A 13,625-nucleotide genomic window follows, 5' to 3' on the forward strand; every position below is an offset into this window, starting at 1 on the left:
GCGCCATGACAGCCCAGGCGGGCAGGGGACGGACAGGTCATGATGTTTCTATGGATGGTTATCGGTGCAGTGCTGGGCGGCCTCGTTTCGGAGGGGCGCCTCTACGGCTTCGTGTTCGGCGCGGCGCTTGGCCTGCTGTGGGGGCGCCAGGGCCAGTTGTCGCGTGAGCTGAAGGACGTACGCACGCGTCTCGCTTCCTTGTCGACCGCAGCCCGCACGCGGCCCGCGCCGGCCGACGAGCGTCCGTCGATGACCGCGACTGAAGCACGCGACACCTTGCGCGAACCCGAGCCGCCGGCCATTCCACCTGCCGTACTGTCGACACCGCCGCGCATCGAAACGCCTGCTCCGGCCATGCGCCCGGCGCCGATGCCGCCAAGGCCCGAGCCTTCGGCGCCACGCCAGCCATCCGGCCTGGATCGCCTGCTGCAGCGCGTGTGGCACTGGTTCACCGAAGGCAACGTGCCGGTGAAGATCGGCATGCTCGTGCTGTTCGCGGGCGTCGCGGCCTTGTTGAAGTACGCCTCGGATGCGGGGCTGCTGCATACACCGCCGGCGCTGCGGGTATCCCTGATTGCCCTCGCGGCCATCGCAGGCCTGGCGTTCGGATGGCGCAGGCGTCATGAACATCGTGTCTTTGCGCTGTCGGTGCAGGGCGGCGCCATCGGCGTGCTGGTCATCACCGTGTTCGCCGCGTTCCGCCTTTACGACCTGCTGCCTGCCGGCGCCGCATTCGCCTTGCTGATCGTGCTGGTGGCCGGCATCGGCGTGCTGGCGGTGATGCAGGATGCGCTGGCGCTGGCGGTGCTGGGCCTGCTCGCGGGCTTCGCCGCGCCCATCCTGGTGTCGACCGGGCAGGGCAGCCACGTCGCGCTCTTCAGTTATTACGCGGTGCTCAACCTCGCCATCCTCGGCATCGCGTGGAAGCGTTCGTGGCGCGTGCTGAACCTGCTGGGTTTCATCGCCACCTTCGGCATCGGCTCGGCCTGGGGCGTGCTGCGCTACGAGCCCGCGCTGTTCGCCAGCACCGAACCGTTCCTCGTGCTGAATTTCCTGTTCTATCTCGTCATCCCCTGGCTGCACGTGTTGCGTGCGCCGGTGGATCGCAAGCTGGTCATCGATGGCTGCCTGATGTTCGGCAACCCGCTGATCAGCCTGTTGCTGCAGGGTGCGCTGTTGCGCTGGGACGGCACGGGGCTCGCCATCTCGACGCTGGTCGCCGCGGCCATCTATCTGGCGGTTGCGTACGTGGCGCGTCGACATCCGGCGATGCGCCTGCTGCGCGATACCTGGGCGGTGCTGGCCGTGGCCTTCGCCACGCTGGCGGTGCCCCTGGCGCTGCGCGCGGACGTGACCGGCAGCATCTTCGCGCTGGAAGGTGCAGGGCTGATCTGGCTGGGCCTGCGCCAACAGCGGCGGCTCGCGTGCTGGAGCGGCCTTGCGCTGCAGCTGCTCGCGGCCGGCGCGCTGTTGCTGGATCGCTACCACCACGGTCATGGCGATTGGCTGCCTCTGCTCAATCGCGGTTTCATCAGCGCCTTGTTGCTGGTGGCGGCGGGTTTCGCGAGCAGTCGCGTCTATGCGCGTCTGGGTGGCGACGGCGCCGTGTCTCGCCTGCTCGCCGTGCTGCTGTATGCGTGGGGCGTGCTGTGGTGGTGGGGTGCGTGCGCGGAAGAGATCACCCGCTTCGTGCCGGCCACCTGGCAATTCGCCGCGTGGCTGGGCTGGCTCGCACTGACGGCATGGGGTGCCGCGGAAGCGGCGCGCCGCAAGCCGCTTCACGAACTGGGCGTCGTGCTGTCCTTCAGTCCGGCCGTAGGGATGGCCATCACGCTGCCGTTGCTGCTTGGCGCCGGTATCGTGTCGCAACAGCCTTTGAAGAGCTGGGACCTGCTTGCCGTCGCCGCCGCGGCGGTGCTTGGTTGGCGCAGTCTGGTCTGCCTGCGCGACTTCGGCACGCCCGCGGCCCTGGCGCAGCTGGCGTGGCTGTGGCGCTGGGTGTTGATCGCCGCGGTTGTCCTGTACGTCTGGCTGGACCGCTCGCGCTGGCTGTCCGACAACTGGGTGATGCTGCTGGGCATCGCGCCGTTGCTGTTCGCCTTTGCGATCGCACGGTGGCGTCCGCGCCTGCTGGCAGCGCCGTTGGCCGACTGCATGCCGCTATGGTTGCCGCCCTTGCGTTACTCGCTGCTGGCGGTGCTGGGGCTGCTCGGCGTGGTCGCGCTGTTCCAGGGTGGCGACGCCGCACCGCTGCGTTTCATCCCGCTGCTCAATCCCATCGAGTTGCTGATGCTGCTGATCGCGGGCAGCTACGCCGTATGGCTGACCGATCCCGCTTTGCCGTCGATGTGGAAGGCGTGGCGCGGCCCCGTGCTTGGCGGGATCGTGCTCGTGCTCGCCACCGACTTCACCCTTCGCGACGTGCATCAACTCGCTGGCGTTGACTGGGATGGCTCGCTGGCCAGCTCCAGCCTCGCGCAGATGTCGCTCACCGTGGTGTGGAGCGTGCTCGGCCTGTTCGCGTGGGTGTGGGGTTCGCGCCATGCGCAGCGCCTTGCGTGGCTGGCCGGTGCGGTGATTCTCGGCGTGGTGCTGGTCAAGCTGATCGTGGTCGATCGCCGCCATCTCGGAAACCTGTTCGGCATCGGTTCGTTCATCGCCTTTGGCCTGCTGTGCAGCGTGATCGGCTACCTGGCGCCGGCACCGCCGCGCCGTTCGTCCATGGAGGAGACCAGGCATGCGCCTTGATGTTCGCTGGGTCGCGTTGACCCTGTGCCTGCCGTTCGCCGTCGCGCGGGCCGCTACGGACAACGATTACGCCTACGCGTTTCCGCTCGATACCAAGGAAGCCGCCGAGGCTTACCGCGTGGTGCTCAGCCCGGAGGTCTGCGCCTCGGTCAATCCATCCGCCGGCCTGCACGATCTCGTGGTGGTGAATGCACTGAACCGCCCGGTGCCATTCGGCGAACTGCCGCCATCGCCGCCGCCGCGGCATGACTTTTCGCTGGACGCGCGACTGCTGCCGGTGCCGGTCAATGCCGCCACGCACGAAGGCGTGCAGATTGAACGCAATACCAGCGGCGGTATCGTGATCAGCCAGCCGCCGAACAACCCATCGCCGCAGCATCCGCGGCAGTGGCTGGTCGATGCGGGGCGCGCCGTCACGCTCGATCACCTGGAACTTGACGCCTCCACGCTGAAGCAGGATTTCCAGGCGCATCTGGCCGTCGACGCCAGCAACGACCTGCGCCAGTGGATGCCACTGTCCGGCGACATCGGCGTCACCCGCGTGCACGGCGAGAGCGACCAGGTCGAACAGTTGTCGCTGCCGCTGAGCGGTTCGATGGCCGGCCGCTACTACCGCATCCGCCTGATCGACGGCGACGTGGACTGGAGCGACGACCATGTGCCGTCCGTCCAGCTCGCGGGCAGCTATACCGATGCCATTGCCGATCGCCTGTCCCAATTGCAGTGGCTGCAGGCAACCCATACGGGAAGCAACGGCAACGATTACGACTACACCTTGCCTGCCTCGCTGCCGTTGGAAGCGGTGAAGGTCCAGCTGCCGGCCGCGAATACGGCTGCACGTGTGCACCTGCAAGGGTCGCAAGGCGAGGGTGCGTCGGCATGGTTCGATATCGCCACGCTCGACCTCGTGCGCACCGCCGGCAAGGACGGTGATGCACAGAGCCCATTTGCAGCGCGCAATCTGCAGCACCTGCGCCTGCACAGCGAAACGCCGCTGGCCGCCGCACCGGTACTCAGTGTCGGCTGGCTGCCACCGCAGTACTTCTTCATGGCCGAAGGCGGCGGTCCGTATCGCCTGCTGGCCGGCAGTTACGCGTCGCGCCGCGGCGAGTATCCGGTGACCGAAGCCTGGAATCGATTGCGCGCCAGGTACGGCGAGGAATGGGCGCCACCGGTGGCGACGATCGGTTCGCGTGTCGACGAGGTGGGCGCGGAAGCACTCAAGGCGCCCAAGGTGCCTTACGACTGGACGCGACCGCTGCTGTGGGGCGTGCTGGTGGTTGGTGCGCTGGCGGTTGCAGGCATGGCGCTGAGCCTGCTGCGACAGGCCAGGCGGGAAGACACGGGCCCCTGACCGGGTCCCCAAGCGAGCGCGGGCGCAATCGGCGTCCGCGTCGCGCCGATGCCCTATCATGCAGGGCATGTCACGCAGCGATATGTACGACGCGCCGGGCCTGTTTGCCGAGCCCGACGATCTCAAGCCCCTGGCCGAACGCATGCGGCCGCGCACGCTCGATGAAATCGTGGGCCAGCAACGCGTGCTGGCGCCCGGCAAGGCGCTGCGTCGAGCGCTGGAAGCCGGCCGTGTGCATTCCATGATCCTGTGGGGCCCGCCGGGTTGCGGCAAGACCACGCTGGCCTTGCTGGTGGCGCGCTATGCCGACGCCGATTTCCGCGCGATCTCGGCCGTGCTCTCCGGCCTGCCCGAGGTGCGCAAGGCGCTGGCCGAGGCGGAGGCGAACTTCGCACAGGGGCGGCGCACCGTGCTGTTCGTGGATGAGGTGCATCGCTTCAACAAGGCCCAGCAGGATGCCTTCCTGCCGCATATCGAGCGCGGCGTGATCATCTTCGTGGGCGCCACTACCGAAAACCCCTCGTTCGAACTCAACTCCGCCTTGCTCTCGCGCTGCCGCGTGCACGTGCTGGAAGCGGTAACGCCGGACGACATCGTGATGGCGCTGCGGCGTGCGCTGGAAGACAACGAGCGCGGCCTCGGCACGCTGCAGCTGGAGATTTCCGACGACTCACTGCGCCTCATCGCGCAGGCCGCCGACGGCGACGTGCGCCGCGGCCTGACCCTGCTGGAGATCGCCTCGGAACTGGCCGAAGACCATCGCATCGACGAGGCCACGCTGACCCAGGTGCTGGCCGATCGCACGCGCCGCTTCGACAAGGGCGGCGAGCAGTTCTACGACCAGATCTCGGCGCTGCACAAATCGGTGCGTTCGTCCGATCCCGATGCCGCGGTGTACTGGCTGACCCGCATGCTCGACGGCGGCGTCGATCCGCTGTACCTCGCGCGCCGCATGACGCGGATGGCGGTGGAAGACGTGGGCCTCGCCGAGCCGCGCGCCTGGCGCATGGCGCTGGATGCATGGGACACGTACGAACGCCTCGGCAGCCCCGAGGGCGAGCTGGGCCTCGCGCAGCTGGCGATCTGGCTGGCCATCGCGCCCAAGAGCAACGCCGCCTACATGGCCTACAACCAGGCCCGCGCCGTGGTGCGCGAAACCGGCACGCTGGAAGTGCCCATGCACCTGCGCAACGCGCCCACCAAGCTGATGAAGGGCCTGGGCTACGGCAAGGGCTACCAGTACGACCACGACGCCGAAGGCGGCATCGCGCTCGACCAGCAATGCCTGCCAGATGCGCTCGAAGGCATGACGTTCTACGAACCGGTCGAACGCGGCCTGGAACTGAAGCTGCGCGAGAAACTGCTCAGCCTGCGCGAAGCCCGCAGCCAGGCACGCAAGAAGTAAAACCCGTTGCCCACGCGGCGCTTGAGGATTCGCCATGTCGATCGTCTGGTACTACGACTTCGTCTCGCCGTTTGCCTGGCTGCAATGGCCCAAGATCAAGGCGCTGGCCGCGGAACAACCGGTCACGCTGCGCCCGATCCTGTTCGCGGGCATCCTCGATCTGTGCGGACAGAAGGGCCCCGCCGAAATTCCGGCCAAGCGCGAGTTCACCTATCGCTACACGCTGTGGCGCGCGCAACAGGCGGGCGTGCCGCTGCACTTTCCGCCGTCGCATCCGTTCAATCCGCTGGCCGCGTTGCGGCTGTGCATCGCGGCGGGCACCACCGTCGCCGCCACCGAAGCCATCTTCAGCTGGATCTGGGGCCATGGCCGGGCAGGCGACAACATCGACGCGTTGGCGCCGGTGGCGGAAGCGCTCGGCATCGATGATCCGGCCAAGGCCATTGCCGACCCCGCCGTCAAAGCCCAGCTGCGCGAGAACTTCGATGCCGCCGTGAAAGAGGGCGTGTTCGGCGTACCGACGCTTTCGCTCGACGGCCGACTGTTCTGGGGCGACGACGCCCACGCGTTCGCGATGGCCTGCCTGCGCGACCCTTCGCTGTGGAACGAGCCGGAAATGCAGCGCGTCGCCTCGCTGCCCATCGGGGCCGCGCGCCAGCCCTGAGACTTGCGGCCGCCGTCTCGACGGTCATAGATTGGCCGGGCCAACACTCACGCGGGGAGCGCCGTCATGCGGGTACTCGTAGCAGCTCTGATGGGCGGTATCGTGATGTTCCTGTGGGGCGCCATCGCACACATGGCGCTGGGTCTGGGCAATGTGGGTATCCGCCAGCCGGTCAGCGAAGACATCGTGCTCGCCGCACTGCAGCCGGGCCTTGGCAACCAGGCAGGCGTCTACATCCTGCCTTCCATCGACCCGGCCAGGATGCACGACAAGATCGCGATGGACGCCTATTCGGCCAAGTCCAAGGGCTCGCCGTACGCCTTCATGGTCTATCTGCCGCAGGGCGAAGACCTGTCCGACATGGGCGCCCAGCTGCCGCGCCAGTGGGCTTCGGACACGCTGTCCGCGCTGGCCTTGGCCTTCGTGATGGGCCTGGCCGCGTTCAGTTTCTCCACCCGGGTGAGTATCGCGCTGGCCGCCGCGGTATTCGCCTGGCTCAGCACCCTGGTGCCGTACTGGAACTGGTACCGCTTCCCCACCAACTTCACGCTCGCTGCGCTGGTCGAGCAGGTGGTGGGATGGCTGATAGCCGGGGCGGTGATGGCGTGGTGGCTGGGACGCAACCACAGCCGCACTACCTGACCTTGCATGGCGTAGAGCCCCCTTGTAGGAGCGCACCCAGTGCGCGACCGCCTTTCGCCTCGGTCCTTGCGTTCGTCGCCCCGGCGCAGGCCGGGGCCTAGAGCCCCGGTCTTCGTCTGTCGCGTTATCGCCAGCGTGCCTGCCTCCGACCGAAGGGAGTCCCTGTGGGGCGGCGGCCTTCCAGACCTCTGCGCGGCCTGATCACTTTCTCTTTGCGTGGCGCTCCCCTGTAGGAGCGCACCCAGTGCGCGATCGCCTTTCGCCCCGGTCCTTACGTTCGTCGCTCCGGCGCAGGCCGGGGCCCAGAGCCCCTGTCTTCGTTTGTCGCGTTATCGCCGGCGTGCCTGCCTCCGACCGAAGGGAGTCCCTGTGGGGCGGCGGCCTTCCGGATCTTTGCGCGGCCTGATCACTTTCTCTTTGCGTGGCGCTCCCTTGTAGGAGCGCACCCAGTGCGCGATCGCCTTTCGCCCCGGTCTCCATCTTGCTCGTCATTCGTAGGCCGGAGACGCTTCACAACAGCCGCAGGCTGGTCATCGAGGGCCTCGGTCTTCGGTTGTTGCCTCACGCGACCTGGCTCGCCTGCCGCGGGCTTCCGGACCGCTGCCGCGGCCCGGGTCACTTTCTCTTGCTTGCCCAAGTCCCACAGGGATTAGCTTCGCGTCAGAAAGTAACCAAAGAGAACCGCGCCCCGCATGGCGCTGTCCGGGCTGCGCCCAGCCAGTCCGCGAGGGGCGGCCGGGCTTTTCGACCGGGCTCCTGCCCGGACGAAAAGTGCCCGACGTCCTGTCGGGCACCCCTGCGGGGCCTGATCGTCCACCCCTCACCGCCACACAGGGGGGGGCGTGACGGCTCGTGCCGCTGCGCGGCACATCGCGTTGCGGAGATGGAGGGCTCTGTTCTGATGGTGGCCTCTGCTCTTTTGTAGGAGCGACCCAGTGCGCGATCGCATTTCGCCTCAGTCGCCCTCGCTGGTAGCCACCTCTTCACTTGTGGGAGCGCGCCCTGTGCGCGACACCCTTTCGCCCCGGTCTCCATCATCATTCCATCGGCCCCTGCATGCGTGACACGCGCAAGGCACTCAACCCGGCCCGCCTCCCGCATCCGCTAGCCAGCAAAAAATCCCCGCCCATGTCGAAACCCTCGCCACCCAAACGTCGCCATAGAGAAAGCACCACAACCAAGGAAACCCGCCGATGCGCCCACTCATCCTGAAGATGTCCATATCGCTCGACGGTTTCGTGGCCGGGCCGAACGGTGAGATCGACTGGCTGTTCCGCAGCAGCGACGAAGGCAGCCGCTGCTGGGTGGAAGAAACGCTTTGGCAGGCGGGGCTGCATGCCATGGGCAGCCGGACATATTTCGACATGGCGCGCTTTTGGCCAACGGCAAACCACCCCATGGCCGCGCCCATGAACGAAATACCCAAGGTCGTTTTCACGCGGCAGGAATCCCTCGACCTCCATGCGGGCCAGACCACCGCCGCCCTGCGCGACGCCCAGGCGCAGGAAGGGGCTGGCGAGACACCGGCGCAGTCGGCCAGCCTCAAGAGCTGGGCCGAGGCCGAGGTGGCTCATGGCGACCTGGCGGCCGAGGTCCTTCGGCTCAAGCAGCAGCCGGGCAACTTCATCCTGGCCCACGGCGGCGCCAACTTCGCGCAAAGCCTCGCGGCGGCCGGGCTCATCGATGAATACCGGTTGGTCGTGCACCCGGTCGTGCTGGGCAAAGGGCTCCCGCTTTTCAGCCAGGTCGCCACGCCGATGGATCTGGAGCTTCGCTCAACAACCGTCTTTCGCTCGGGCGTGGTCGCGCACGTCTACCGGCCCGCGAAACAGTCCTAGCGCCATCCGGGCACGGCCGCAGGCCAGCCGCCAGCCCGCCGCGGTCGGCCGGGGTGGGCCATTCCCACCCGCTTCGGCCTGCAACATTGCGACCCCCGGCGCCCGGCGGCGATAATCCCCGGTTCCGATGCCCTGATTTGGACCCATCATGCTGGACCCCGCACTGCTGCGTTCGCGCCTGGCCGAGACTGCCGCGCGCCTCAAGGAAACCCGTGGCTACGAGCTCGACGTGTCCGCCATCGAGTCGCTGGAAACCCAGCGCAAGCAGCTGGCCACCGAGACCCAGGAGCTGCAGAACCTGCGCAACACGCGGTCCAAGGCGATCGGCCAGGCCAAGGCCAAGGGGGAAGACGTCGCCCCGCTGATGGCCGAAGTCGCCGGCATCGGTGACAAGCTCAAGGCCAACGAAGCCGCGCTTGCCGATGTGCAGGCCAAGCTCGCCGACATCTCGCTGGGCATTCCCAACATCCCGCATGAGTCCGTGCCGCTGGGCAAGGACGAAACCGAGAACGCCGAGCAGCTGCGCTGGGGCACCCCGCGCGCATTCGATTTCGAAGTGAAGGATCACGTCGACCTCGGCGCCCGCCATGGCTGGCTCGACGCCGACGCCGGTGCCAGGCTTTCCGGTGCGCGCTTCACGGTGCTGCGCGGCCAGCTCGCGCACCTGCATCGCGCACTCGCGCAGTTCATGCTCAACCTGCACACGGGCGAGCATGCCTACCTCGAATGCAACGTGCCGCTGATCGTCAACGCCGAGACCATGCGGGGCACCGGCCAGCTGCCGAAGTTCGAGGAAGACCTGTTCTCCACCCACGTGGGCGACAGCAAGCGCTACCTGATTCCCACCGCCGAAGTCGCGCTGACCAACCTGGTTGCCGACACCATCGTCGAAGCCGACGCACTGCCGATGCGCCTCACCGCGCACTCCATGTGCTTCCGCGCCGAGGCCGGCAGCTACGGTCGCGACACGCGCGGCATGATCCGCCAGCACCAGTTCGAGAAGGTCGAGATGGTGCAGATCGCCACGCCCGAGCAGTCGCATGCCCAGCTCGAAGAAATGGTGAGCCACGCCGAAAAGGTGCTGCAGCTGCTTGAGCTGCCGTACCGCAAGGTGATGCTGTGCACCGGCGACATGGGCTTTGCCGCCATCAAGACCTACGACCTCGAAGTGTGGCTGCCCAGCCAGAACACCTATCGCGAGATCTCCTCGTGCTCCAACTGCGGCGACTTCCAGTCCCGCCGCATGCAGGCCCGCTGGCGCAACCCGGCCACCGGCAAGCCGGAGCTGGTGCACACACTCAACGGTTCCGGCCTCGCCGTCGGCCGCACCCTGGTCGCCGTGATGGAGAACTACCAGAACGCCGACGGCTCGATCACCGTGCCCGACGTGCTGCGCCCGTACATGCGCAACCTCGAACAGATTGCCTGAGCCCGACGCCATGAGCACCCAGCGCTGGGACAAGGTCGAACTCGCAGCCAGCTACACGCTGCTGACCATCCTGGCCACCGAACTGCTGACCCGCCTCGGGCTGGTCAGCATGTTCGAGATCCCCATGGCGGACCTGGTGCTGAGCATCATCGCCACCGTGCTGGTCCTCGGCGCCTTCTGGTTCGCCCGCCACAGCCGCAAGCTGCGCTTCGCCGTGATCGCCTTCGCCTCAGCCACCCAGCTGGTGCCGATGGTGATTCGCCAACCAGTGTTGCTGCTGCCCCTAATCGGCGCCGCCGTGCCGGTGGGCATCATGCTGTGGGCGATGATCGCGTTGTCGAAAAAGGGGCAGGGAAGAGCCCATTCCTGATAGGATGGCGACCCTTAAAGCTCGTCATTCCGGCGCAGGCCGGAACCCAGTAGCCGCAGTGCTCAACTGGAAACAAGCCCGGAGTGATGGCCGAGCGGTTTAAGACGGCAGTCTTGAAATTGGCTGTTTAGAAGTGCTGATGTCGCGTTTTGCAGCGAAAAAACAATGAATTGCGCGGGCAGTGCGGCAGTCTTTGAAGTTCCAGTAAGCAGGTTGTAATCGCCAGCAGAAAATACGGAAGCGTGGCCGAGTGGTTTAAGGCAGCAGTCTTGAAAACTGCCGAGGGGGTAACCCCTCCGTGAGTTCGAATCTCACCGCTTCCGCCACATCAAGCTAAAAAGGTGGGAATTTTCTTCGTATAAAGAACTTCCCCGTCCTCTTACCCTACTAGCGCGACCATTGAATGAAAAAAAGCCGCCGTTTCCGGCGGCTTGTTCTTTCAAGCTGCTTCTTCTACCAATCCGATAATCGTCTCGGTCATCTGAAAAAACAGCTCTTCAGTATTCCGAGCGCGCTGCACATGCGCCCCCATCAAGCCATCCTGCGCTGTGCAGTCATAGATTGGCTTCCTTGCTTCCTGCGAATACGGCACAAGGCTATGCAAGTTCGGGATGGCGCCCAAGTCGTAGGAACCGTCATCCCAAGTGATGACCTGTCGTAGCGGGCGCAATTTATTCACGATGTTTTCTTGGACGGCTTCTTCTACACGCCCACCGAAAATTTGCCAGCCGCGCGTCATGCCCTCCTCGTTGTTCCTAGTGTTGTATTGCTGACGCACGTATCCAAGGAAGCGCGGTGAGCCCTTCGGAAGATCGATATCTTCGAGCTGCCCGGCAGTGCGAATGATGTCCCACTCTTGCCTCCACCCGACAAGCTTTTCCCCCAAGTTCTGGGTGCCGCGAATCGAGAAGAGGTCCGGCGAAATGGGAACAATGAAATCATCGCAGGAAGTCAGCGTTGTCCTATTGAGCGGGCCGAGGTTTGGACCCATGTCGATGAAGGTGACTTGAGCGTCAACCTGCGCTTCAGCCCACTTCACATAGCGATAGATGCCCGATTGCTTCCTCAAGTCGGCGGGATTGCCGCCGCGCGCGCGATTCCACGTATCACCCAATGTGTCTTCAAAGCGACTGAGCGCGGGATCACCGGGCACGAGCCAGAGCGTCGGATAATGGTCGGGGTTTGGCTGCAAAGGTCCGCGATTTCGGATATCGCCCATGCTCTCATGGAGTGGCTCAATCGCAAGGAAGATACTGTTCCCGCGATCCGGTCTCCACGCACGCTCGACCGCGTTGTCTGGCAAGCAATACGCCGTGAGATTGCATTGCGGATCGGCATCGACCAGCAAGACTCGAATCCCGCGACGCGCGAGCGAATATGCGATGTGGTAGAGGTAAGTCGTCTTCCCTACGCCCCCTTTGTTGTTGAAGATTCCAAGAATCATGTACCCCTCCTTCCCCTTGCGCTGCCGTTGATGGAAGTGATGCGGCGCCCGCGGACGCCGCATCATCTGTTACCTCACCATCCGCTTATCAGGCGGATCAGAGTCGCGACGTTGTCGCCACGTTTGCGAGCTTCGGCTCCACACGACATCGTTAGGCGTCAGCTTGCGGAACTCTTCAAGGACTCCCTTGTTGATGCCCCAGTTGCGCTGACGGTTCCTGTAAACACGGTGATCGCCGAAGTTCTTTCGGATGCCGTGCGCCGCGGTGGATTGCACCAAGCGGCTGTACCGCTGGTATTGCTCAAGCATCGACAACGCAACGGCTTTTTCCTCATCGGTCGAAGCAGTCATTGCCTTCTCCAGTACCCGGGAGGCTTATGCGGCTCGAAGTAACGGGAGGCGCCCCGAAGAGCGCTCCCAGGTGCTGCGCTTAGCCCGGAGGGCTGCGCCAATGTTGGCAGACGTACTCCAGACGGCCCTTCCGGAGCCGGGTGTACGAGCAAACATGCACCGTCTTCGCACCGGCCATATGGCCTCCACAAGACGGGGTTGTGAGGGCGATATCGGAATTCCGGGCCTGGAGGGGTATAATCCCCTTGCTGTACCGGGCCTCGGACCGGCAGAGGGACGCCCCCACTGCCATGCCGTGATGCCGGTGCGGGCGTTTCGGACCACCGTTGAGACCACCTTTGCCGAGGTGAGTCCAACGCCGAAACGACACCGCCCCCGCGTTTGCCTACCTAACGCCTCAACTCAAGCCTATTTCGCGACGGGAAACTTGAGCTGGGGCGTTTCCTTTTCTGGGCTTCCCGCGGCGGTAGTCAGCGGGAAGCCGCGACCTAATGTCATGAATCCTCCTCGGCTTCCGCGGCCTGCTCCGCCATCGTTTCGCGGTAGTTCTGCAGGATGAACTCGGTCATCTTGATCACGTTGGTCCACTGTTTCTCGGTCATGTTGCCGGGCAGATAGATCACGCCATCGGAGCCGCCGTAGATCGGAATCGGAATTGCGACCATGTCTTCCCGGGGCGCCCGCGGCGTTTTTTGTGCCAGGTGCGGGTCAGGAGTGACAACGGGGTTAATGGGCGCCGGGGCGAGCACCGGCTTGGACTTACGCTTCGCGCCGCCGTTTGAAGACGCTACGGGCGCTTTCACGAGCGGACTCACCGGGATTCCTGCGTCCTTCGCCGCTGCCAAGAAGAAGCTGATGCACTTGTAGAGCGTGGAGCCGGAAATGTCGTATTGGCGGAACTGCTCCGCCATCTGGTTCGTGGTTGCACGGCGCAGATCGAACTTGCCATCGGTGATCAGCGAGTAGGACTTTTCCACCATCGACTTGAGCATCGGCACGCTCTTGCTTTCGTCCGTCTCGACGTAATCGTGCAGGAGCTGCGTCGGCGTGCCGTCATCCTCGATCAGCTCGAACCACTTCAACGCTGCAATCAGTGCGGACTGTTCAGAACCGGAGCGCTTATGCAGCAGGCTACGGTCGATCACGGAGGGCACCACTTGATGTGCGCGCACGTATTCGCGCAGCTCGCCGATCAGGTTCTGGAAGCTCCGATAGGACGTGTACGGCGGCTTGAGCGACTTGTCGTTCATGGACTACCCCTGTGCCGAGAAGGCCGGATGACGCGCATCACATCACAACGAAGCGGAAGTTGCAAGCGACGTTTGGCATTATCTGGTTAAAAGATTGTTAATTGCAAGTGATCGAAGAAGATCGTTTAAA

General features: G+C 65.1%; 11 protein-coding genes and 1 tRNA gene. 9 read left to right on the forward strand and 3 right to left on the reverse strand.

Going from position 1 to position 13,625, the window contains the following annotated elements:
• The first annotated feature begins 39 nt into the window (after positions 1-39).
• From CA260_RS09560 to CA260_RS09600, 9 genes are all read left to right on the forward strand, one after another.
• Positions 40-2,748 carry a DUF2339 domain-containing protein gene (locus CA260_RS09560; protein WP_111982506.1) on the forward strand — a complete coding sequence of 903 codons (2,709 nt, stop codon included), beginning with the start codon at positions 40-42 and terminating at the stop codon, positions 2,746-2,748.
• Positions 2,738-4,102 (forward strand): DUF3999 family protein, encoded by a 1,365-nt coding sequence (locus CA260_RS09565; RefSeq protein ID WP_111982508.1) that lies wholly within the window; start codon positions 2,738-2,740, stop codon positions 4,100-4,102. The genes CA260_RS09560 and CA260_RS09565 overlap by 11 nt, the downstream gene beginning before the upstream one ends.
• A 58-nt stretch (positions 4,103-4,160) precedes the next feature.
• The gene (locus tag CA260_RS09570; protein WP_425479715.1) at positions 4,161-5,507 is read left to right on the forward strand and encodes a replication-associated recombination protein A; all 1,347 of its coding nucleotides are present in this window, start codon (positions 4,161-4,163) and stop codon (positions 5,505-5,507) included.
• Positions 5,508-5,541: 34 nt separating this feature from the next.
• The gene (locus CA260_RS09575) at positions 5,542-6,171 is read left to right on the forward strand and encodes a 2-hydroxychromene-2-carboxylate isomerase (protein ID WP_111982512.1); all 630 of its coding nucleotides are present in this window, start codon (positions 5,542-5,544) and stop codon (positions 6,169-6,171) included.
• 66 nt (positions 6,172-6,237) lie between these two features.
• Positions 6,238-6,813 (forward strand): hypothetical protein, encoded by a 576-nt coding sequence (locus tag CA260_RS09580; protein ID WP_111982514.1) that lies wholly within the window; start codon positions 6,238-6,240, stop codon positions 6,811-6,813.
• Between the two features lie 1,193 nt (positions 6,814-8,006).
• Positions 8,007-8,651 carry a dihydrofolate reductase family protein gene (locus CA260_RS09585; RefSeq protein ID WP_111982516.1) on the forward strand — a complete coding sequence of 215 codons (645 nt, stop codon included), beginning with the start codon at positions 8,007-8,009 and terminating at the stop codon, positions 8,649-8,651.
• A 148-nt stretch (positions 8,652-8,799) separates the two neighbouring features.
• Entirely contained in the window at positions 8,800-10,080 is a 1,281-nt protein-coding gene (gene serS, locus CA260_RS09590) for a serine--tRNA ligase (RefSeq protein WP_111982518.1), read from the forward strand.
• A gap of 10 nt (positions 10,081-10,090) precedes the next feature.
• Positions 10,091-10,450, forward strand: coding sequence for an LrgA (locus CA260_RS09595; RefSeq protein ID WP_111982520.1), 360 nt, complete (start codon positions 10,091-10,093; stop codon positions 10,448-10,450).
• Between the two features lie 236 nt (positions 10,451-10,686).
• Positions 10,687-10,776: transfer RNA gene (locus CA260_RS09600), tRNA-Ser, on the forward strand.
• Positions 10,777-10,889: 113 nt separating this feature from the next.
• On the opposite strand, the gene CA260_RS09605 is transcribed toward CA260_RS09600, so the two are convergent.
• The 3 genes from CA260_RS09605 to CA260_RS09620 all read right to left on the reverse strand — a co-directional run bounded on the left by CA260_RS09605 (position 10,890) and on the right by CA260_RS09620 (position 13,495).
• On the reverse strand, positions 10,890-11,894 hold the full coding sequence (locus tag CA260_RS09605; RefSeq protein WP_111982522.1) for a ParA family protein: 1,005 nt from the start codon (positions 11,892-11,894) through the stop codon (positions 10,890-10,892).
• Positions 11,895-11,963: 69 nt separating this feature from the next.
• Positions 11,964-12,245, reverse strand: coding sequence for a DUF6953 family protein (locus CA260_RS09610; protein ID WP_111982524.1), 282 nt, complete (start codon positions 12,243-12,245; stop codon positions 11,964-11,966).
• A gap of 494 nt (positions 12,246-12,739) precedes the next feature.
• Entirely contained in the window at positions 12,740-13,495 is a 756-nt protein-coding gene (locus tag CA260_RS09620) for a DUF5343 domain-containing protein (protein ID WP_111982528.1), read from the reverse strand.
• Between the last annotated feature and the right edge of the window lie 130 nt (positions 13,496-13,625).

Origin of the sequence: Dyella jiangningensis, from assembly GCF_003264855.1 — a bacterium.
In the GTDB taxonomy this organism is placed as follows: Bacteria; Pseudomonadota; Gammaproteobacteria; order Xanthomonadales; family Rhodanobacteraceae; genus Dyella; species Dyella jiangningensis_C.